Genomic DNA, 24,164 nt, shown 5'->3' with positions numbered 1-24,164 from the left:
AAAGCGTTAAGCAAATCGGAATAACAACAAATTAACGGAAAAGGGAATATCTACTGGTGTGCAGGAGGTAATTCACATACCACTAATCAATGGTGTCCAGTTCGCTGTTTTATGGGTAATTGTTTGTTGTAAATTAATGATTATCGAGGTTGTCTGAAAAGGGAGCCTCGTTTTTTTCTAGTTTTAATTGACTCAATGGCTAAGAGTATATATCGTATATTTAATATATGATCACCAGTACTACGCGTCGTTTTCTAGCTTCACTCTTAATCTTTATGGGATCTTTATATAGAAATAAAAGAACCCGAAAATTAACATTGATACCGTTGTTGATTATTGGTTTAGGATTTTTACTGCCACACCAAATGGTGATTCCTGTAAAAGGTGCCACGACAAAGGATTGGGATGATCATTCTTTTTGGGCATATCCATGGGGAAGTTCTGTAACACATAAGGGCATTGATATTTTTAAGGAAAAAGGTACTGATGTGATTTCATCGACATATGGTATCGTTTTGTATACCTATGAAGGGGGCAAAGGAGGGAAGACAGTTATGATGCTTGGACCCAAGTGGAGGTTTCATTATTATGCCCATCTTGATGAGGTTGATGCTTTTCCGTTTCAACCAGTAGCGTCCGGAACCAAATTAGGAACAGTTGGTAATACAGGAAATGCTGCGGGAAAACCTCCGCATTTACATTATGCAATTACCACACCATTTCCGTATTGGTGGTTAAGAGATCCAGAAGCTGTACAAGGAAATCGAAAGATGTTTTATTTAGACCCTGATAGTTGGTTAAGAGAATAATTATACTTTTTGAAGAAACAAGGTGTTATGATACAGGAATCTCTATGTTAACTACAGTACCTCTGTTCTTTGTGGAATCTATCATCATTTTACCAGATAAAGGACTTAATCGATTTCTAATATTCTTAAAACCAATTCCATCTTTTATTTTGGCAGTGTCAAAACCAATTCCGTTATCCTCAAAAAGAAGCTGTAATGAAGTTTGGTACTCATTTAAATAAATATCTATATGATCTGCTTTAGCGTGTTTAAGCGTATTGGTTAATAGTTCCTGAACAATCTTAAATAGTTCTTCTTTTAAAGGGCTCTCTATTTCATTAATTTTTTCTTCAGGATGGGGGTTAAAAGAAATTTTTTGATTACTCCCTTGTTGGATGTTATTTACATACTCCTTTATTAGTTTGGAAACACCATTGTTTTGAAATTTTTTGGAAGCCAAGTTGTGAGATAAATCACGAACTTGATGATAAGTTTCATCAACCTGTTTAATAATTTTTGTTTGTAAGGTTTCGTTATCACTTGCGGCAGAAAGTTGTAGTTTTATACTTGCTAGATTTCCTCCAATACTGTCGTGCAGTTCTCTTGCTAGACGTTTTCGTTCTTTGTTTTGTCCATCCATAGTAGCGTTGATCAAGTTCAGTTCTTGATCCTTCATCAATCCTTCTACTTTTTGAGAATTAACTTGTTCTTGAGACTTATTTAATGCTATTTGCGTCTTTAATTTTTGGAAGTAAACAAATAATAATGCTATTACGGGAAGTAATACTGCCAAGAAACCAATTAGAAATGCTTTTTTAATTGTTCGCTGTCGTTCAATCTCACTTTCCTTAAGTAATTGCTCTTCTTTAAGAGATAGTATCTCTTTTTCTTTCTGTAATGTTTGATATTTAACTTCCATCTCCTTTACAATCGCCTTGTTTTGATTTGTAAGAATCTGGTTGGAAATAGATAAATATTGAGTCATTAAATTATATGCATTTTCATAGTCCTTATCTGCAACTTTTATGTCCTTAAGTACCATGATAACATCTCTTTGTAGCTCAAGTTTATTCCATTGCATAGTATTTACATAGGCAGTCGATAGAATCATTTCTGCGTCTTTAACGTGACCTTGATTGTAATACACTATCCCCATTCTTATAACCGCATCTATGTAGAGATCATAAAATCTACTTTCTAATGCGATATCTTTAACGGATCTGAAATACTCAAGTGCATGAGCTAAGTTTTTTTCAAAAAAATCAATTCTTCCTAATTTTAATTGAGTTTCTAGCCTAATTTTATTGTTTTCATAGACTTTTAATTCATCTAAAACTTCAAGGTATGTAGATTTTGCCTTAGGAATATCTTTCTTGAAAAAGAATACGTCGGCGGATAATTTTTTTGCCAAAACTAGCAGGTCATTATCTTTAGTTTTTTCTATACATTTTTCAAATACAGATAAAGCAGTGTCATATTCCTTTTGATGCAGGTAGACTGTTCCTAAACCTAATTGATGAGTATAATGCATTCTATCCATTTCAGGAATAGAGGAAATAGTAATACCGTCTAAATGATGCTTCATAGCATCATCAAATAGTCCTTTTTCCAGCTTGCCCTTACCAAGAATGTTGTAAGCTTTTGATAAATAAAGAGTATAGTTAGAAAAGTTTTCCTTTTCTATAAGAAGTTCATTTATTAGAAGCTCTCCATAGTATAATATGGAATCCGTATTTCCTGCCTGAATATGAATCGCAGCAATAGTGTCAATAAACTTTACTTTTTCAAGAAGGTTTTTTGAGTTTTCCAGATCCTTATAATAATGTTTGTCTACCGTATTTGGGATTTTTCCAAAAGAAGAATACCAATCTTTCTTTTCCTGGGCGTTGCTAGAAAATGAAATTAGTATGATTACTATAAAAAACTTCTTAATTAAAATATCCATGATACTACATTGAATGTATTCTTTCGATTTAGGAATATCTATTCTTTATCATATTTAATAACCCAAGGGTTAGTTGCAAAATAATTCCATTTTACAGTTGTTAAGTCAACATCAGGGTCTATAAGTACTCTAGACTTTTTGCGATTTACAGAAACTCTACTCTTTACATACACTGCTATGTCTCTTCCTTCTTTTTGGTGTTCTTTTTTTAGAAATTGAGCAAACTGCCAGATAGCGTCTGGTTTTGTGTTTACAATACGACGTTGTTTTTTAGATAAATATTGATTTTTATCTATTTTAACTCTCTTACAGGCGTTATCATTAAATTCGATATAAAAATTAGTGTACCCTGATCTGCCTCGTAACATCATTCTCCAGCTTAATTTATGTCCTTCTTCTGTCCATAAAACATCACCAGGAATAAACCAATGACGAATTGGTAATGCAAGTTGAATTACAAACCAAATTGACAATATTGGAATTAATAATTTTCTGTATGATGGAAGAATTAGTTCGTTTGCAGAATAAAACTCTTTCTTAGGCATAAAAAGACTATGAATACGCTCTTTAGAAAAGAAAAAGACAGTAAACGCCAATGATAAGTATGGAAATATTCCAATTTGAAATACAACGGAGTTGAAAAGGTGAAAAAAGATACTTATAATAAAGGCAGCTAGACGTGTTTTTCGCCATAGTAGTAAAGGAATTATCAGTAAATCAAACAAAATCCCAAAATATGCAATAGCTACATGAGCCCATTTTTGTTGTAATACTTCTCCAACAATAGGATAGTCTGCTCTAGATAGCATTAAGTTTCTAGCTACACTAAAGTCTAACCAATCAGGATATAGTTTAGCAACGGATGCATACGTATAAACAATCCACAACTGAATTATAATAAATAAGATGCACCATCTAGGCATCGAAATTCGTTTAAGTGTGGGATTTTTTTTGACATCTAAAGAAAAATAATTTCCTGCTGGTAATGTGCTCATAAGAATGCACAATAATAAAAGTAAATAGTAATGATTATTATAGGAAGCTTTTTGCATATAATAAACACCAGCCCATAGAATAGTATAAGCAATCATACTCCATCGGTATTTAAAACCAATCATGATGAAGATGCCGAAAATACCCATAAGGGCAAAATAGTAATACATTCCGTTCCCGGGAAGTGGCTGCAGAAAATCTAATCCTATAAAATTAAAGGTAAATTGAGGTTCTACAAGCGTTCTTTTAACCCAGCCAGTAAGGATAGCTCCAAAAGATTCTGCAGTGATTAAAAACCCAAAAAAAACTCTGAAAATTATTAAAGCACTATTATCTATTTGCGTAAATAACCACCGATTGATCATACCGTAGAATTTATATAATCTCTAGAAAAATCTTCATCATCTTGCATGGCATTTTTTAATGCTTCGATGGATTCAAATTTTTTCTCATCTCTAATACGAATAAGCATTTCGATTTGTATTTTCTTTTCATATAGGTTAAATGAAGCGTCAAAGAAATGAGTTTCGATTGTTTGATGCTGCCCATTTACCGTGGGGTTATTACCGATATTCATCATCCCAAAATACAATTTGTTGTTGATATGAGATTTTACAACATAAACTCCTTTTTTTGGAATTAGTTTGTAGTCCTCTTCTATGTAAAGATTAGCTGTAGGATATTCTAGTTTACGTCCTAATTCTTTACCTTTTATTATTTTACCAGTTAGCATAAAGTTATACCCTAGGTATTTATTTGCTTTCATGATATCTCCTTCGAGTAAAGCTTCGCGAATTTTAGTTGAACTAACCGCTACATCGTCGATATCTTGTTTAGTGATTTCCTCTACCGTAAAATCATTCTGAATACCAAAAGAAGCTAGGTCGATAATGTTAGAATTACGATTGCGCCCAAAACGATGATCATAGCCAATAATAACGTGACGAACGTTTAGTTTATCCACTAACATTTCTTCTACATATTCTTTAGCTGATAAACGAGAAAATTCTTTGGTAAATGGATGAATTACTAAACTATCTAATCCGGTTTTTTCTAAAATCTGTATTCTTTCTTCAATTGTATTAATTAGCTTTATGCTTGTGTCCTTTTGTAAAACCATCCTTGGATGAGGGAAAAAGGTTAGAATTACAGATTCTAGATTATTACGTTTAGCAGCTTCTACTAATCGTTCAATAATTTTTTTATGGCCAATATGTACACCATCAAAAGTTCCAATAGTAACAACCGATGGCACATGGTTATTATATGTGTTAGCGTCTGTATAACGTTTCATCCGTTGTTTTTTATTTGTTTATTGTAGTAAGACGGAATTCGTAATCGTACGCAGTAATTGTTTTCGATTTGGTATGTGTATTCTGTTTCAAGAAGATTATTTTAGTTAAAACCATAAAGGGTTCATCAACATTTATGTAATTCTGAATACAATGTTTTAGTATTAAGAATTATTAGCTATAAAATTAAGCAAATGTTGTGAGATCTACTATTTATTTTCCGTTAAAGGTATTCATCGTGTTTGCTAAACCAGCACCAACAAACGATTTTATAAGTGCAATCCCTTTGTCTAATCGCTCAGGCATATCAGCTTCTTCTTCAGAATTCCATTCTCCTAATACATAATCTACCTGTCTTCCTTTGTTAAATTCTGCTCCTACACCAAACCTAAATCTACAATACTTTGAAGTATTGAGTTGAGCTTCTATATCTTTTAGTCCATTGTGTCCGCCAGCGCTTCCTTTTGCTTTTACTCTAATAGTACCAAAAGGAAGGTTAATGTCATCTGTAATTATTAAAAGATTCTCAACAGGAATTTTTTCTTTAGTTAACCAATACCTAACTGCTTTTCCGCTAAGATTCATATAAGTGTTTGGTTTTAGTAATAGAACTGTGCGCCCTTTGTGCTTATAGGTGGTTAGGTCTCCAAGTTTTTCAGTTTCAAAAGTTAGACTTTCTTCTTTTACTAAAGCATCGAGAATTTTAAAACCTATATTATGACGGGTATTATGATACTTAGGTCCTATGTTACCAAGACCTACAACAAGAAATTTTTTCATAAGATCTTCTTGAGTTTCTTCTTTTGTATTTCGAGTTTGATTAGAGAATATTTTTCTAAATACAGAGAACATTTGTGTTTCTTTTTATGTAAAAATAAAAAAAGCACTCTGAAAATAAAATCAGAATGCTTTTTTGCTTGTTTTTACTAAGAAAATTAAGCTTCAGCTGGTGCTTCAGCAGCTGGTGCTTCTCCTTCAGCTCCTTCTTCTTCTTCTTCTTCATCGTCCTCAACTGCAGTACGAGAAGTTTTAACCATACAAATTACAGTATTATCTGGATGTAAAACAGTATAATTTTCACTTACGATACTAGTTACTAGTAATTTGTTACCTATTTTTAGGTTTGTAATATCTCCTTCGATTAAATCAGGTAAATTAGAAGCAAGACCTTTTACTTTAATACGTCTTAAATTAAAACGTAATACCCCTCCGTTAAGAACTCCTTTTGCAGCTCCTGTAGTTTTGAAAGGAAGCTCTACAGTGATTGGCTTATCATCAAAAATCTGGATAAAATCGATGTGTAAAATTCTGTCAGTTACAGGGTGAAATTGAATATCCTGTAAGATGGCATTTACTTTTGTACCATTGTCCAACGCTATTACCACGGTATGAACGTCTGGAGTATACACTAAGTTTTTGAAAGCAATTTCTGGCGCTGCAAAGTGTATTATAGTGTCTCCACCGTAAATAACACAAGGTACCTGTCCAGCATTACGTAAGGCTTTTGTTGCTTTCTTGCCTACGCTTTCTCTTTGAGATGCATTGATTGTTAATGACTTCATTTTAAAATATATTAATAGTTATTAATTTACATTATAAATTTAGAACTGATAGATTCATTGTTATGAACTCTATTCATTACATCTGCAAATAAATTTGCACAAGTAATTACTCTAATTTTATCACTTTGTTGTTTTAGAGGAATAGAATCAGTTATGATTAATTCTTCTAATTTTGAGTTTTCTAATCTTTCATAAGCTGTTCCAGAAAGAATAGGATGTGTACATATTGCTCTAACGCTTTTTGCTCCTCGCTCCATCATAAGATCAGCTGCTTTAGTAAGTGTACCAGCAGTATCTACCATATCATCCACCAATACTACGTTTTTACCAGTAACATCTCCAATCAATTCCATATGAGAGATTACATTAGCTTTAGCACGTTGTTTATAACAAATTACCACATCACTTTGTAAAGCTTTAGAATATGCATAAGCTCTTTTAGAACCTCCCATATCAGGAGAAGCTATTGTTAAATCACTTAAGTTTAATGATCGCAAGTATGGTAAAAATATAGTTGATGCAAATAAATGATCTACAGGCTTTTCAAAGAAACCTTGAATCTGATCTGCATGTAAATCCATTGTAATAATTCTTGTGGCTCCAGCAGTTTCTAACATTTTAGCAACTAACTTGGCTGCTATAGGAACTCTTGGCTTGTCTTTCCTGTCCTGACGAGCCCATCCATAATATGGCATAACAGCAGTAATATGTCTGGCAGAAGCTCTTTTTGCAGCATCTAACATCAATAACATTTCCATTAAATGATCCGAACTAGGATGTGTAGAACCGATAATGAAAACTCTAGATCCCCTTACTGATTCTTCAAAAGAAGGTTGAAATTCACCATCACTATATGTAGATGTAATTACATTACCCAATTTAGCGCCATAAGCTGACACAATTTTCTCTGCTAGTTCTGTACTCTGGTTACAAGCAAAAAATTTTGCTTCTGGAATTGAATTAGGCATAGGGTAAAATGTTGTTTTGTAATGAGTTAAAACTTTTTTTCTAAAAACAAGGTGCAAATTTAAAAATTTATTTCTAGTCTTTACCTTATTTTATTACTTATTTAATGGATGTGATGAAATATTTTTTTAATTTTGCCGTCCAATTCATTTAAAACTGCTCAAGTGGTGGAATTGGTAGACACGTTGGATTCAAAATCCAATGTCGCAAGACGTGCGGGTTCGATTCCCGCCTTGAGTACAAAAAGACCTAACTTATATTTAATAGTTAGGTCTTTTTTATTACATCAACTTCAATGAAGTGTGTTTAAAGATTATTATTTTATTTGCTTATATACCGTTTGATTTTAATGACTATCATACTCTTCGAATGTAGGAAAGAGGTATGTAAAACACTATTTATAGGTTTCAAGTTATAATTTGAAACGTCTTCACTAATATTTATCGATAGTTTTGAGAAAGGCAAAATGAAGAACCACTGTTTTCAGGGTTGACTAGGGTACCAAGAGACCATAATTTTGTATGCGTAAATATTAGATCATCTCCGGTAACGGTTGATTTTAATTTGATTTACAAGGGAAAATTGATTTTAAAAATTTCATATGATAAAAAAAATACACCTACGTACTATACTGTATTTATTGAGTTATAGTTTATTCATAGCTCCTGTATTTAACGGACATTCTTTAGAGAATACTATTGAAAAATCTGAGTTCACCAGTTTTGTAGGAGAGTTTACTTCGATTTGGGATACAACACAGCCAGGGACTTCTGCAAATAATGAAATTACAATTCCTACAAATCCAGCGTATACGTACAATTATACTGTAGATTGGGGTGATGGGGCAACGGATACAGGTGTAACAGGAGATATGACCCATACCTATACAACACCAGGAACCTATACTGTGAAAATAAGTGGTGATTTTCCAGCAATCTATTTTAATAATTCAGGAGATGAAGAAAAGATTATAGAAATTCTTGAATGGGGGATTATCGAGTGGCGAACAATGGAAAATGCTTTCTATGGATGTAGTAATCTTAACTTCGACGCAATAGATTCCCCAAATTTGTCTCAAACAACCTCGTTAAAAAATATGTTTAGGGGGTGTCTTTCGTTTAACGGTATTGTTAATAATTGGGATGTAGGTACAATTACAGATATCTCGGGAATGTTTTATGACGCAGAAATATTTAATAGACCTCTAGATAATTGGAATGTAATAAATGTAACCAATATGTCCGAAACTTTTCGGGATGCAGAATTGTTTAATGAACCTTTAGATAACTGGAATACAGCAACTGTAACTAACATGCAAGGTATGTTTGATGACGCGGAACGTTTCAATCAAAATATCAATAATTGGGATGTGTCAAATGTTACCGACATGTCAAGAATGTTTCTTGATGCCAGTGCATATAATAATCCTCTAAATAATTGGAATGTTTCTAATGTTACCAATATGTCTCAGATGTTTGATGACGCTAATTCATTTAATCAAAATATTAATAATTGGATAGTGGATAATGTTACGGATATGTCCGGGATGTTCTCATGTATTAATTTTAACCAACCTTTAGATAATTGGAATGTTTCAGCTGTAACAGATATGTCATCAATGTTTTCTGTTAATCGTAATTTTAGTCAACCTATTAATAATTGGGATGTATCTTCTGTTACCAATATGGATACGATGTTCTTTTTTACAGTTTTTAATTTACCATTAGATCAATGGGATGTAAGTGCGGTTACTTCTATGAATTCAATGTTTAATAGAGCGTTATTTAATCTGCCATTAAATGATTGGGATGTGAGTTCTGTAACTTCTTTATCTAGAATGTTTGGTGGGAATACTTCTTTTACTACACCGTTTAATCAACCCTTAGATCAATGGAATACATCTGCTGTTGTTAATGTTTCAGGTATGTTTGGTTGGTCAGCATTTAATCAAAATATTAATGATTGGGACGTATCTAGCGTTACAAATATGTCAACAATGTTTGCAAGTAACACGGTTTATGACCAACCTTTGGACAATTGGGCTATATCTACTGTTACGAATACGCAAGCAATGTTTAGTGGAGCAACAAGTTTTAATCAGGACATAATAAATTGGGATACTCAAAACATAACTAATATGAATGTAATGTTCAGTGGAGCCCAAATGTTTAATCAAAATTTAGCTTCTTGGAATATTACCTCGGTTACGCAAATGGGTAATATGCTGTCTAATTCGGGTTTGTCGCAAGAAAATTATGATAATATCTTGATAGGATGGGCATCACAAGCAGTGCAATCAAATGTTTCTTTGGGAGCCTTAAATATTCGTTATTGTGATGGTAGAATTGCTAGGCAAGAACTAATAGATAATTTTAACTGGACTATTACAGGTGATATTGTTAATTGTACCAATGTTTTTTGTACTGAAATAATCTCTCCTTTAGATGGTGCAATAGGAGTGCCAGCTAATTCTGATATTGTATGGAATGCTGCCCCGCAAGCAACGGGTTATTTAGTGAGTTTACGAAGAGAAAACGGTGGTGCTACACAAGTGATTTATGACAATGAAGATTTGGGAAATGTTACTCGTATCACGTTTACTAATGAATTTCTGGATGGAGATGTTGTATACATTACCGTCGTTCCTTATAATGCTGAAGGACCTGCAGAAAACTGTGATGAAATAAGTTTTTCAGTAGTATCCTCTTGGCAAAATAACCCTAATGCATATAGAATACAGATTGATACCCGAATAGATGGTTTTGCTACAACACCTTTAAATCAATTTGAAGTAGAAACAAATAATGATTTTACCTATAATATAAATATAGATTGGGGAGATGGAGAATATGATAATAATGTAACTTCTGATATTATCCATACGTATGATGTTCCTGGAATATATAATGTAGCCATTATAGGAGAGTTCCCTAATCCTTATTTTGGAGTTTTTGGAGATGGCGAAAAAGTACTTTCTATTGATCGATGGGGAACATTCGAATATCTATCTATGGAAAAAGCCTGTAATGATTGTGAGAATATGATTTATAACGCTACCGACATACCTAATTTATCACAGGTGACAAGTATGAACGAGATGTTTGATGGAGCTGTTTTATTTGATGCAAATATTAACGATTGGGATGTGAGTAATGTTACAGATATGAGTGGTCTTTTTAATCGTACCACTGCTTTTAATCAACCTCTGGACAATTGGGTCGTTGATAATGTTACGAATATGTCGAGAATGTTCTCTTCCGCTACTAGTTTTAATCAACCTTTGGATGCTTGGAATACATCTAATGTAGAGTTTATGTCAAGTATGTTTAGATCCGCAAGAAGTTTTACTCAGAATATTAATGGTTGGGATGTTTCATCGGTAACAAATATGGCATCAATGTTTGAGGGTGCTAGACTATATAATTCTCCTATGGACTCATGGGATGTTAGCAGCGTAACGAATATGGCAGGAATGTTTAAAAGAGCATTGATCTTTAATCAATCTTTAAATGCTTGGAATGTTAGTAATGTAACTAATATGGCAGAGATGTTTAATGGTTTTTTTCTAGATATGGAGTTTAATGCATCTTTAAACGATTGGGATGTAGGCAATGTTACCGATATGAGAGAAATGTTTGCGTATTGTCCTCAATTTGATCAACCTCTAAATAATTGGAATGTTGGAAATGTTACAGATATGTCAGAAATGTTTCATGAAGCTTCTGTATTTAATCAAGATATAAATTCTTGGAATGTGACCAATGTAATCACTATGCAGTCCATGTTTGAGGATGCTTTAGCATTTAATGAACCACTTAATAATTGGGATGTAAATTCTGTGGTAAGTATGGTTTCTACTTTCCAAAATGCCCAAGCATTCGATCAACCATTAAATATGTGGGACGTAAGTGCTGTTGCCAATATGACTTCTATGTTTAGAAGTGCTAATGCATTCAATCAACCTATTGATAATTGGAATGTGAGTTCTGTAACACTTATGACTTCTATGTTTGAAAGAGCTTCAGCTTTTAACCAGAATTTGAATCCTTGGGATGTTTCCGTGGTAACAAATATGGATTCTATGTTTAAGGATGCAATTGTATTTGATCAATCATTAGATAGTTGGGATACGGGAGAGGTTCAGAATATGCAGGAAATGTTTAGCGGAGCTACTGCATTTAATCAAAATATTGATTCTTGGAACGTTTCTTTTGTAACGACTATGGAAGAAATGTTTAGAAACGCTACATCTTATAACCAATCAATGGATTCTTGGAATGTAGCTTCGGTAACTACGATGGAAGGAATGTTTCAGGGTGCTACCTCTTTTAATGAAGCTATTAGCAGTTGGAATGTAAGAGGAGTAAATACGATGGCATATATGTTTGATGGAGCTACTTCTTTCAATCAATTATTAAATAATTGGAGAGTTAGTGGAGTTCAGAATATGGATTATATGTTTAGAAATGCCAGTAGTTATAATCAAGAAATGAATATGTGGAATATGGGTAGTGTTAGTATGCAATCTATGTTAGAAAATGCTACGGCCTTTGATCAGTTTCTCGGTGATTGGAATATAAGTAGTGTTAGCAATATGTTAGATATGTTGGATAATACTGCATTAACAAGAGAGAATTATGATAGTACATTAATTGCTTGGTCAGAACAGGCATTGACTACAGGAATTAATTTAGGTGCAGAATCACTTCTTTATTGTGATAGTATAGATGAAAGACAATCCATGATCGATACCTATGGATGGATTTTTACAGATGATATTCGGGATTGTCCAATTCCAGTATGTACACAGCTAACATCACCTGAAAACGGCGATGTAGATGTGCCAATAAATACAAACCTTGTTTGGGAACCAGTTCTGTATGCAACTGAATATGTGCTTACGATTACGCTTCAGCCAAGTGGAACCATAATTAATGCAACTGTTACTACAGAATCTTATGAATTTATGGCTAATGAACTTGTCGGTTCTACTAGCGTAACAGTTCTTATAGAGCCTAGAAATGACGAAGGTATTGCCACAGGTTGTGTTGTCGAAACATTTTCTCTTTCAACAAATCCTGCTACGGTGCCAGATTGTACAACGTTGGTAACTCCTTTGGCTGGAACTAGTGATGTTACTATAACAACGGATGTTTCTTGGCAAGCAATTGCTGATGCTGATGGTTATTTTTTAACAGTAGGTACATCTATAGGTGGAAATGATATTTTAAATAATGAAGATGTTGGTAATGTTACCACTTATGATTTGACAAATGATTTACCGGAAGATACCGAAATCTTCGTTACTATAACTCCGTATAACGAAGAAGGAAATGCAACAGGATGCTCAGAAGAAAGTTTTACTACAGAGTTGATTCCCGTTGTACCTTCTTGTACTACGATTTCGGATCCTTTAAATGGAGCTACTAACGTAGCAATCGATACAGATTTAAGTTGGAATAGTGTTGATGGAGCCACAGGTTACTTGGTTTCTGTAGGAATTACTCAAGGCGGCATTGAAATAGCAAATAGTATTGACGTAGGAAATGTAACTATATATGATTTTCCAACGGATCTTATTGAAAACAGAACTTTTTATGTAACAATTATACCATATAATGATGTTGGTGACGCAGTTGGATGTATGGAAGAAAGTTTTAGAACAGGAGAATCTACACTAAATGATCCTCCAGCATGTACCACACTTACTATTCCCTTAAATGGAGCTATAGACATTGCAATAGGTAGTAATTTAACTTGGGGCAGCAGTTTTAATGCGGATGGATATCGATTAACAGTAGGCACAAGTTCTGGAGCCACGGATATTATAAATAATCAAGATGTTGGTAATGTTACTACTTTTGATTTACTAGCTGATTTGCCAGAAGGGACAGAAATATTTGTTACAATAGTTCCTTATAATAGTTTTGGAGATGCTACAGGATGTTCAGAAGAAAGTTTTACAACAGAGACTTTAGCGACGATTCCAAGTTGTACAACTTTATCGATTCCTTTAGATGGAGCTACTAACGTTTTGATAGGGACAGATTTAAGTTGGAATTCAATTTCTGATGCTACAGGATATCGATTAATAGTTGGAACAAGTTCTGGCGGAAGTGATATTATAAATAATCAGGATGTTGGTAATGTAACAACTTTTGATTTGCCAACTGATTTACCGGAGAATACTGAGATTTTTGTTACCATTATTCCGTATAATGCCGTTGGTGATGCCACTGGATGTTCAGAAGAGAGTTTTACTACAGAAACTATAGCAACGATTCCAAGTTGTACTACTTTATCAATTCCTTTAGATGGAGCTGCTAACGTTGGGATAGGAACAGATTTAAGTTGGAATTCAATTTCTGATGCTACAGGATATCGATTAATAGTTGGAACAAGTTCTGGCGGAAGTGATATTATAAATAATCAGGATGTTGGTAATGTAACGACTTTTGATTTGCCAGCAGATTTGCCAGAGAATACTGAGATTTTTGTTACCATTATTCCGTATAATGCGGTTGGTGATGCTACTGGATGTTCAGAAGAGAGTTTTACTACCGAAACTGTTGCAACGATTCCAAGTTGTACTACCTTATCGATTCCTTTGGATGGCGCTACTGATATTTCTATAGGAACGGATTTAAGTTGGAATGCAGTTTCTAATGCTACAGGATATCGATTAATAGTTGGAACAAGTTCTGGTGGGAGTGATATTATAAATAATCAGGATGTAGGTAATGTAACGACTTTTGATTTGCCAGCAGAATTACTAGAGAATACTGAGATTTTTGTTACCATTATTCCGTACAATGCCGTTGGTGATGCTACGGGATGTTCAGAAGAGAGTTTTACTACAGAAACTGTTGCAACGATTCCAAGTTGTACTACTTTATCGATTCCTTTTGATGGCGCTACTGATATTTCTATAGGAACGGATTTAAGCTGGAATTCAATTTCTGATGCTGCGGGATATCGATTAATAGTTGGAACAAGTTCTGGCGGAAGTGATATTATAAATAATCAGGATGTTGGTAATGTAACTACTTTTGATTTGTCAACTGATTTACCAGAGAATACTGAGATTTTTGTTGCTATTATTCCGTACAATGCAGTTGGAGATGCTACAGGATGTTCAGAAGAGAGTTTTACTACGGAGACTTTAGCAACGATTCCGAGTTGTACTACATTATCTAATCCTTTAAGTGGAGATACAGATGTTTCTGTAGATACAGACATAAGTTGGAATGCAGTTTCTGATGCTACTGGATATAGACTAACAGTTGGGACGAGTTCTGGTGTTACAGATATTATAAATAATCAGGATATTGGTAATGTTACAACTTTTGATTTGCCAATTGATTTACCAGAGAATACTACAGTTTTTGTAACTATTACCCCATACAACATATTAGGAGATGCAATTGGATGTTCTGAAGAGAATTTTATCACAGAAAATCCGATAATTATTGTAGAGGATGATACGAAATATGGGTTTTCTCCGGATGGAGATGGGATTAATGAATTCTGGGAAATTGATGGTATAGAAAATTATCCTGAAAATGTTGTTTCTATTTATAATCGTTGGGGTGATATGGTATATGAGATTTCTGGTTACAATAACACTTCTAGAGCTTTCAGGGGAGATGCTAATCGTTTAACAAATCTAGGGGGTGGTGAACTGCCTGAAGGAACTTATTTCTTTACTATTAATATCCCAGCAAATAATTCTCTTAAAAAACTAAAAGGCTTTTTAGTTTTAAAACGATAATTTTATGACAAAACATATATATAAGATACTAACAATATTAATTTTGTTAGTATGCAAAAACGCTATACAAGCTCAGCAAACACCTGTGTTTTCTGACTATTATTACAATCCAGTTTTAATTAATCCTGCACATTCAGGGTATAGTTCAGATACGGAGGTAAGTTTAAGTAATTTTGGATATTTAAATGAATTCGAAGGAAGCCCAAGAACGTTTTCAGGAATTCTAAATACAAGTGTTTTTGATGATAAGGTTGGGATAAGTGGTGGTTTTATAAGTGATCAAATTGGAGTAACTTCTGCAACAACGATTTTTGGATCTTATGCTTACAAAATATTGTTAGATGAGAATTATAATAGAGCACGTTGGTGGAATTATAATCCTAATGTATTATCATTTGGATTAACTACGGGAGTACTTTTCTTTAATGAAGATCTATCACGATTAAATATACAAGGAGATCCAAACTTTGAAAATGATGTTAACGTGACTGTTCCAACTTTTGGTTTTGGAGCTCTTTATAATCATAATAAACTTTATATTGGATTTTCTGTGCAAAATTTGTTCTCTGATAGTATTGCTTCTGACCAAAATGTAAATATTCAAACGCCATATTATTTATATGGTGGTTATAGATTGTATCTCAGTAGATTCCAAGAAATACGGCTACAGCCAAGCATGTTAGTTAAGTTTGAGGCTGACGCGCCTGCTCAGTTTGATTTTAATGTATCTGTTAATTATAAGAATAGAATAGAAGTCGGAGGCGGTTATCGAAGCAGTTCATCATTTAATGGACTTATTGGACTTTATTTTCTGGAGAACTGGCGTTTTGCCTATAGTTATACTGCATTTGATAGAAATACTCCATTTAATAATACAAATGGATTTATTCTTACATACAAATCCGGAGAAGGATTTTGATCTGGGGTAGAGATAAATTAAAATTATATCTTTTATAATCTGGACCACCTCAATATTATACTAGATTCTTCTGAACGGTAATAAATTATATTTCTAAGATAAGCTTTTGTCTGTAGTAAATTATAGAGAATGGTTTTTGGTGTGAAATTCTATTGAATTAGTATTGATTAATAGATGTGTTTATTAAGTAAAGGTGGTATGTTAATGCCATTTTTTATATTGAATTTTATAAAATTAAAAATCTAATAATCAGATACTTGTATTTATTTACCCCTAAAAGTGTATTATTAAAATAGCATTTAACACTAATATTACGATGCATTAATTTTAAGACTTATTATGATACACACACATCTTGATAAGTAATTAATTTATTAAATGAGATAATGCTAATACGAATAGTATAGTTTCCCCAGAAGAGCTAGAAAGAGTAAAAAGCATTGTTTTTTAGTATAAATAGAATAATTAAAAGGTTATAGCAATTAGTATTCATTTTGCTAGTAGAAATTTTAGAAAAATGGAATACTAAAAAGAAGTAAAAAGAGTTAACTAAAGATCGTCTAAATTGATTTCTTAGATGTCTTGTAAATAAAAATCATGTAATTTTTCCTTTAGAAAAGGAGTATTAATAAAAATGTTTGATTTTGAGATTGGCAAATTAATTTTAAGTAAAGTTTAATGAACCCACAAACAATTACTAAAAATTCCAATTAATTAGAATTAAATAAAATTGCAAGTAAGTTCGATATCTAAATTCTATCTCCCACCCTTCCGGAATTTGGACATATCATTTTAAATAATGGATCGTACCAGAAGAATTTCTGGCTCGTTACTAATGACTGTAATCATTTTTCAGTGCATTCGGATATGCTATTTCAGTAGTTGTAATACTGATTTAGATTAGACGTCTACGATGAATATCTCGATTGTATTTTCATTTAAATAGAGCTGTCGATTTCTTTAGGTAAGTAATAATGATGTATAGGAACCTATATAAATAACGCTGTAGGCCTATATTTTCAGATCATTTTATAATAATATAACACACAAACAAGCGTAATTATGAAAATGTATTACACACACAAGAAACATTTTTCAGCAAACCGTTTTTTATGGTTAGCACTACTATTATTTATTTGGGCAGGAGGAGTAGCTCAAACAGTTGTACAGAAACATGGAAGATTAAGAGTCCAAGGAAATCAAATTGTTGATAAAAATAATGATCCGGTCAGTCTGGCTGGAAATAGTTTATTCTGGAGTAATGCGGGAGATACTTCGGATTTTTATGATGCCGAAACCGTATCACATCTTACCAGTGATTGGAATAGTTCAATCATCCGCGTAGCTATGGGAGTAAAAGAAAACTGGGATGGAGGTACAGGTTACATTGATAGTCCTAATTTACAAAAAAATAAAATTAGAAAAGTAATTGATGCAGCGATAACAGAAGGAATCTATGTGATAATAGATTGGCATACTCATGAAGCTGAACAATACACTTCGGAAGCTGCTGACTTTTTTAAGGAAATGGCAGAATTATACGGAGATAAACCTAATGTTATTTATGAAGTATATAATGAGCCGATTAACCAATCTTGGTTAACAGTAAAAAGTTATTCCGAAACGGTAATTGCAGCTATTAGATCTGAAGATCCAGATAATCTTATTATAGTAGGGTCTCCTACTTGGTCTCAAGATGTGGATGTAGCATCAAATAATCCAATAAGTGATGCTAATACGGCATACACTTTACATTTTTATTCAGGGACACATACAAATAGTTTAAGACAAAAAGCTACAACAGCTATGAACAATGGTATAGCATTATTTGTTACAGAATGGGGAGCGGTTGATGCTAGTGGTGATGGAGCTTTAGAAATTCCAGAAACAGAAAGATGGATGCAATTTTTCAAAGACAATAATATTAGCCACGTAAATTGGTCAGTTAGTGATAAACCTAGTAACAATGATCCTACAAGAGCTGAAAGATCTTCTGTAGTAGAATTAGGAAAAGGGGTTGAGGGATTAAAAAATAATCAACTAACACCAACAGGAAATTACATAAAAGACCTTATAAAAAACTGGTCAGAAGATGATGGAGGAGATCCTGATGGGCCTAGTGGTACCATCAATTGTAATACAGTAGACTGTATTAGAAATGCAATGCAAAATGCACAACCAGGAGATGAAATTATAATTGCTTCAGGAACCTATGAGGCTCCAGATAAAATTAATATAGGAGGAAGAGCAGCTAGATTTGCTTCAGATAAAAATGGTACAGCTTCGCAACCTATCATTATGAGAGCACAAAACCCTTCCAATCCACCGATATTAAAAGGTGAAAATGGAAAGTATGATGGATATGTATTGCACATGCTAGGAGATTATTGGGAAATAAAAAATATAATTTTTGAAGAAGGTTCTAAAGGAATTGTATTGGATAATGCCAATAATGGAATCCTAGAAAATCTAACAGTTAGAGAATTAGGAGAAGAAGGAATTCATTTAAGAGATGGGTCGAGTTCTAACCTTGTAAAAGATTGTCGAGTATATAATGTGGGTATCAAAAAACCAGGAATTGGAGAAGGTTTATATGTGGGATCTGATAAAGGACAGCATGATGATTACGAAAGAGAATGTAATAATAATATTATTGATGGTTGTATTGTAGGACCTAATGTAACGGCAGAAGGTGTTGATGTAAAAGAAGGAACTAAAAATACAATTATCCGTAATTGTACTTTCTCTGCGCAAGGGATATCTGGAGAAAATAGTGCAGATGCTTTTATTGACCTTAAAGGTGCTTATGGTTTTGTATATAACAACACCTTTAATTTGGATGGATCTACGATTATTAATGCTGGAGTTGATTTTTTAGATAGAGGAACTGGATTCAATACTGGTTTTAGAAATGCAATTTTTGATAATACTTTTAATTTAGGTAGTAGAGCTAACGAAATTCAAACAGCGAGAAAAAAACAAGGAGATCCTTCAGAAATCCATGTGTGGAACAATACACGTAATCCAAACTCTCCAGATTTCCCTATAAGTGATGGAACTACGAATTTTGTAACACAATCTTGCCCAAGTTGGAATATTATTCCTTGTGGCGGAGGTGGAGAAAATCAAGCTCCAAGTGTAAGTATTACATCTCCGAGTAATGGACAATCATATCAAGAAGGAGATAATATAACAATAATAGCTAATGCATCAGATTCGGATGGAAGTATAACAAAAGTTGAATTTTATAATGGTTCTGTAAAATTAGGAGAAGATTCTTCATCTCCATACCAGTATAATATTAATAATGCTCAAGTTGGTAATTATAATTTAACTGCAAAAGCAACTGATAATGATGGTGCTAACACAACTTCTGGTAATGTAAATGTTACAGTATCCAGCGATACTGGTGGAGATAATGTACCTCCTGCAGTTTCTTTCGAAACACCAAATGGTAACTTGACTGTTGATGAAGGATACAGCTTATACGTAAAAGTCAATGCTTCTGATAGTGATGGAAGTATTGCCAATGTCAAACTATATATCGATAATAATTTTGTAAGACAAGAAAGTTTTGATCCTTACGAGTGGGGACATGCAACATCACCAAACCCTAATGAAGTAAACAACTTGTCAGTCGGTAGTCATGTTTTTAAAGCAGTTGCAACAGATAATGAAGGGGCTACTTCCGAGACCACCTTTACATTAACAGTAACAGGTGAAGATACTGGTGGAGGCAATGATTGTTCATTTGGAACTCCGTCTAGTGGTGCTTTACCAGCGTTTGATGGAGTATCTTTTACAGAAGTACATGTGTTGGGAAGCGGTGGTCCTGCGTTGGATAACTTTAGAAAATTTAGTATCAACTGGAACCCACAGTATAATGGATTATATCAGTTTGCAATAAACACAAACAATGGTGTTCCTAATTACTATGTTGATCTTAGACCTTTTAGTAGCACTAACTTTAATACTAGTAATCCTGAAGTAACGATAAGCAACTCCGGTTTTAGTGGATTAGATGGTTCTTATTGGGTAGCAAAAGACGGAACTAATTTTGTTATGGTCTCTAAAAGTGGAAACTTCTCAATTTATTTCAGTAACTCTGATACAGCTCCTAACTGTGATGATGATAAATCACCGGTAGATGATGATAAATTAACCAATATTAAATTGTTTCCAAACCCTGTTAGTGATAACATACTTAACGTTACAGGGATAGCTCAGGAAAAATCTACTTTAGAAGTAGCTGATATGCAAGGTAAGATTGTACTTCAAGAGAATATTGAGAATACAGAAGTAGGTTTAGATGTTTCTAAACTTAAATCGGGTATGTATGTTCTTATTGTTAAAGGATTAAAATTTAGAAAATCCATTCTATTTACTAAACAGTAATAGTATTAGCCAATCATCATCATCAGGTAGCTACTAAGTTATCTGATGATGATTCTAATGATTCAAAACGCATACATCATGAATTATAAATACGTAAAAAATAGTTTTACATTTATTTTATTGAGCCTTTCTTCGTTCTTATTTGCTCAAGAAAACTATGTATATCAATATGATTTTGATCATTTGTCTTCTGGGCAATATAATAGAGATCAGATAAAAGAAGCACTAAATGTTTCCTTTTGTAAAGGAGCAGATGAAGGTAGAGTACATATTTCTGATTTTGAAAATCGAGGAAAAGTACTAGATGTTAAGTATCCAAAAGGACAGGTTAAAACCGGAGAAAGTGGTATGCATACTAAAGTACCATTTGATGTAGAAGGAGAGTATGATGAATTATATATTAGTTATTGGATATACTTTCCAGAAGATTTTGAATTTCGAGCAGGGGGTAAATTACCTGGTTTAGCATATCAAACTTCAGAAAGGAATATGTCTTTACGTCTAATGTGGAGATATGATGGACTGGTTGAGTTCTATGTGCATTATAATACAGAACCTACTTGGGATGGATGGCATGCATCTATTAATTGGAGTCTAACAGATCCTTATGAAGAACCTAATGGAGAACCTCAGGCGGATCAGGTGAAGTTTAAAAAAGGGCAGTGGAATCATGTAGAAATGTATAATAAGCTAAATACTCCTGGGCAGAATGATGGAATCATGAGAGGTTGGTTAAATGGAGAGCTTGCGATAAATATTACAGATAATGGTGATTACAGGCAAGTTGGAGAAGAAGATATTCATCTTAATATTATTTATTTATCAACCTTTTTTGGAGGTAGTGATGAAACTTTTCAACCTACCAAAGACCTAGAAGCTTACTTTGATGATTTCATTGTTTCGACAACCAGAATAGGAGATGATAGCGATAATGATGGAGACGGAGATAATGGAGGTGATACAAATCAACCACCAGTCGTTACATTCGCAACACCTTCTAATAATATTACCGTTGATGAAGGTTATAGTCTTGATGTTAGAGTTAATGCCTCTGATACCGATGGGAGTATTAGTAATGTAAAACTTTATATAGATGATACTCTTGTAAGACAAGAAAGTGTTGCTCCCTATGAATGGGGTCATCCTTCATCACCAAATCCAAATGAAGTAAATAACTTGTCTGTTGGTACACATGTTTTTAAGGCGGTTGCTACAGATAATGAAGGGGCAACCTCAGAAACCACTTTTACGCTTATTGTAAAAAGGGAGGATACGGATGAGAGTGATAATTGTTCTTTTAATACTCCCGTTAGTAATGGGATATCTAGTATTAATAAAACATCTTTTTCGGAGGTATACGTTTTAGGGGATAATGTGCCTGTTTTAGAAAATTTTAGAAAGATTACGATTAACTGGAATGCTGCTAATAATGGATTATATCAATTTGCAATCAATACGGATAATGGAGTTCCTAGTTACTATGTAGATCTAAAAAACAAAATAACTCATACGTTAGGACAATCAAGTCCTGGGATAACAATTAATGATTCTGGAATTCCTGGTTTAGATGGATCATATTGGGTTACTATAGATGAAGATAATTTTGTGATGGTTTCCAAAACAGGAGGATTCACACTTTATTTCAGTAATACAAGTCAATCCCCTTCTTGCGGTAATAAATCCCAACCTGATTTAGAAGAGATAGATTCCTTTTCTTATTATCCAAACCCTGCCAATAATTCAATTTTACTAAACAATGTTGATACGTCGGTTAGTGAAATAGTAATTTATAATATGAGTAGTCAGAAAGTTAAATCTATAATTCCGGGTAAAGAAAGTACATTCTCTATTGACATAACATCATTAATGAAGGGACTTTATTTTATAGAATTGAGATCTTGGAAAAAAGAGATCAAAAGATATAAACTGATCAAAAATTAATTATACAAACTCAACTTATTAACTAATTAGAAATTTTATAATCATGAAAGAAAAGATTGTTTATAAACGGTATATAAATAAGAATGTTTTTATGCTATCATTTTTGATAGTGATCGCACTTCTTTTTAATAATCAAGACACTTTCGCTCAATGTAATACTATTATTGATGTGGATTTTAATAATTGGAACAACAGACGATACTCTATTGCAGATATCAAAAGTGATTTTAATAATAAAGTCAAGCCTTGGACTGCATCTACATATAGAGGAGTAGAAGGTCCCGGCGCTGCAAGTAATTTGATAGAAAACACTCCGCAAGAAACAAGGATTGTTAATGGAACTTTACGAGCGCAGTATTTAAAAAATGATGCCTCAGGTAGATCAGGTGGTTTTCTCTTTGATCCTTATTTTGATGCCGTAGATGAAGCGTATTTAGAATATAAGGTAAAATTTGATGATAATTTTTTCTGGGCTACTGGTGGAAAATTGCCAGGGTTGGGAGGTTCTACCAGCGGGATTAATAGTGAAAGTACTGGTCGTGGAACTATTCCATCTGGATGTAAATACAATACAAATGGATGGTCTGCACGTTTGATGTGGAGAAGAAATAGGGCGCAAACCAATGCACCTTATCTTATTCTTTACAGTTACTTTGCCGAAAAACAAGATGGGAGTGCTAGAAAAGATGGAGATTGTGGAGACGGAAAAAGAATTTTTTCTAATCTGAAAGATGATAAATGGTATACAATCCGTCAGTACATCAAAATGAATACACCAGGCCAAAAAAATGGTAAAGTAATCATGTGGATTGATGGAGTAGAAACGTATCGTGATAACAATGCGAAAATTCGAAACTCAGGAAAAAGCAGCTTAAAAATCAATGCTTTAATTATGAATACCTATCGTGGAGGAAGTAGAACAGATCCTGTTTGGCATTCTCCAAGAACAGAATATACGTTTTTTGATGATTTTAAAGTTTGGACAGGATGTGGTAACCCACCAGACGGTGGCGAGGATAACAAACCACCACAAGTTGCATTAACCAATCCATCATCGAATAATCAAGAGTTTACACTTGGTGAGACGATTACCTTAAGAGCTAATGCCTCTGATCCCGATGGGGATGTTGATCGAGTTAACTTTAAAGTTAATGGTGGATATTATGATCAAGATCAAACGTCTCCTTATACTGTAACTTGGACACCGACTTCAGCAGGTACATACACTATAGGAGCACGAGCTTTTGAAGAAGGACAAGAAGGGCTTTCTACAGAAGTTTCAAGAACGGTAATTGTTAAGTCACCAACTAGTAATCAAGCTCCAAATGTTTCATTTGCATCACCATCCGGTAATATTACGGTACAAGAGGGATATGATCTTACCGTAGTTGCAAATGCTTCTGATTCTGATGGAAGTGTTTCTAATGTAAAATTATATATTAATAACAGTTTAGTTCGTCAAGAGAATGTAGCACCATATGAGTGGGGTCATAATAGTTCTCCTAATCCACAAGAAGTAAATGGAAGATCTACAGGAACGTATACGGTTAAAGCTGTAGCTACTGATAATGATGGTAAACAAAGTGAAGTCG

12 protein-coding genes and 1 tRNA gene are annotated in these 24,164 nt (G+C 33.4%); 7 read left to right on the top strand and 6 right to left on the bottom strand.

From position 1 onward, the window contains the following. Positions 1-227: 227 nt before the first annotated feature. Complete coding sequence (locus BMY33_RS19545; protein WP_091411675.1) at positions 228-809, top strand: M23 family metallopeptidase; 582 nt, start codon at positions 228-230, stop codon at positions 807-809. A 25-nt stretch (positions 810-834) separates the two neighbouring features. On the opposite strand, the gene BMY33_RS19540 is transcribed toward BMY33_RS19545, so the two are convergent. From BMY33_RS19540 to BMY33_RS19515, 6 genes are all read right to left on the bottom strand, one after another. Then, complete coding sequence (locus BMY33_RS19540; protein WP_091411673.1) at positions 835-2,733, bottom strand: tetratricopeptide repeat-containing sensor histidine kinase; 1,899 nt, start codon at positions 2,731-2,733, stop codon at positions 835-837. 38 nt (positions 2,734-2,771) lie between these two features. Then, the gene (locus BMY33_RS19535) at positions 2,772-4,091 is read right to left on the bottom strand and encodes an HTTM domain-containing protein (protein WP_091411671.1); all 1,320 of its coding nucleotides are present in this window, start codon (positions 4,089-4,091) and stop codon (positions 2,772-2,774) included. Next, a complete protein-coding gene (locus tag BMY33_RS19530; protein ID WP_091411668.1) occupies positions 4,088-5,020 on the bottom strand; it encodes a bifunctional riboflavin kinase/FAD synthetase in 933 nt (310 codons plus the stop codon). The genes BMY33_RS19535 and BMY33_RS19530 overlap by 4 nt, the downstream gene beginning before the upstream one ends. A gap of 211 nt (positions 5,021-5,231) precedes the next feature. Continuing rightward, positions 5,232-5,870, bottom strand: coding sequence for an aminoacyl-tRNA hydrolase (pth, locus tag BMY33_RS19525; protein WP_091411666.1), 639 nt, complete (start codon positions 5,868-5,870; stop codon positions 5,232-5,234). Positions 5,871-5,953: 83 nt separating this feature from the next. Next, entirely contained in the window at positions 5,954-6,580 is a 627-nt protein-coding gene (locus BMY33_RS19520) for a 50S ribosomal protein L25/general stress protein Ctc (protein WP_091411664.1), read from the bottom strand. Positions 6,581-6,606: 26 nt separating this feature from the next. Next, positions 6,607-7,548: a ribose-phosphate pyrophosphokinase gene (locus BMY33_RS19515; RefSeq protein ID WP_091411662.1), complete on the bottom strand. Its 942-nt coding sequence runs from the start codon at positions 7,546-7,548 to the stop codon at positions 6,607-6,609. 156 nt (positions 7,549-7,704) lie between these two features. Between BMY33_RS19515 and BMY33_RS19510 the strand changes: the two genes are divergently transcribed. From BMY33_RS19510 to BMY33_RS23595, 6 genes are all read left to right on the top strand, one after another. Beyond that, positions 7,705-7,786, top strand: a tRNA-Leu gene (locus BMY33_RS19510). 361 nt (positions 7,787-8,147) lie between these two features. Continuing rightward, positions 8,148-15,317, top strand: coding sequence for a BspA family leucine-rich repeat surface protein (locus tag BMY33_RS19505; RefSeq protein ID WP_091411660.1), 7,170 nt, complete (start codon positions 8,148-8,150; stop codon positions 15,315-15,317). A gap of 4 nt (positions 15,318-15,321) precedes the next feature. Continuing rightward, positions 15,322-16,236: a PorP/SprF family type IX secretion system membrane protein gene (locus tag BMY33_RS19500; RefSeq protein WP_091411658.1), complete on the top strand. Its 915-nt coding sequence runs from the start codon at positions 15,322-15,324 to the stop codon at positions 16,234-16,236. 1,062 nt (positions 16,237-17,298) lie between these two features. Continuing rightward, positions 17,299-20,631, top strand: a complete 3,333-nt coding sequence (locus BMY33_RS19495; RefSeq protein ID WP_091411656.1) for a cellulase family glycosylhydrolase — start codon at positions 17,299-17,301, stop codon at positions 20,629-20,631. Positions 20,632-20,709: 78 nt separating this feature from the next. Then, a complete protein-coding gene (locus BMY33_RS19490; protein WP_170837133.1) occupies positions 20,710-22,572 on the top strand; it encodes a polysaccharide lyase in 1,863 nt (620 codons plus the stop codon). 43 nt (positions 22,573-22,615) lie between these two features. Continuing rightward, the coding region (locus BMY33_RS23595) for a polysaccharide lyase (protein ID WP_091411652.1) at positions 22,616-24,164 on the top strand (1,549 nt) is incomplete at its 3' end.

Origin of the sequence: Aquimarina amphilecti (assembly GCF_900109375.1) — a bacterium.
Taxonomy (GTDB): domain Bacteria; phylum Bacteroidota; class Bacteroidia; order Flavobacteriales; family Flavobacteriaceae; genus Aquimarina; species Aquimarina amphilecti.
This window is presented reverse-complemented; position numbering and strand designations above follow the sequence as displayed.

Coding starts and splice junctions, on each gene's coding strand:
- BMY33_RS19545 (WP_091411675.1), top strand. CDS start 228: ATGATCACCAGTACTACGCGTCGTTTTCTAGCTTCACTCTTAATCTTT.
- BMY33_RS19540 (WP_091411673.1), bottom strand. CDS start 2,733: ATGGATATTTTAATTAAGAAGTTTTTTATAGTAATCATACTAATTTCA.
- BMY33_RS19535 (WP_091411671.1), bottom strand. CDS start 4,091: ATGATCAATCGGTGGTTATTTACGCAAATAGATAATAGTGCTTTAATA.
- BMY33_RS19530 (WP_091411668.1), bottom strand. CDS start 5,020: ATGAAACGTTATACAGACGCTAACACATATAATAACCATGTGCCATCG.
- pth (WP_091411666.1), bottom strand. CDS start 5,870: ATGTTCTCTGTATTTAGAAAAATATTCTCTAATCAAACTCGAAATACA.
- BMY33_RS19520 (WP_091411664.1), bottom strand. CDS start 6,580: ATGAAGTCATTAACAATCAATGCATCTCAAAGAGAAAGCGTAGGCAAG.
- BMY33_RS19515 (WP_091411662.1), bottom strand. CDS start 7,548: ATGCCTAATTCAATTCCAGAAGCAAAATTTTTTGCTTGTAACCAGAGT.
- BMY33_RS19505 (WP_091411660.1), top strand. CDS start 8,148: ATGATAAAAAAAATACACCTACGTACTATACTGTATTTATTGAGTTAT.
- BMY33_RS19500 (WP_091411658.1), top strand. CDS start 15,322: ATGACAAAACATATATATAAGATACTAACAATATTAATTTTGTTAGTA.
- BMY33_RS19495 (WP_091411656.1), top strand. CDS start 17,299: ATGAAAATGTATTACACACACAAGAAACATTTTTCAGCAAACCGTTTT.
- BMY33_RS19490 (WP_170837133.1), top strand. CDS start 20,710: ATGAATTATAAATACGTAAAAAATAGTTTTACATTTATTTTATTGAGC.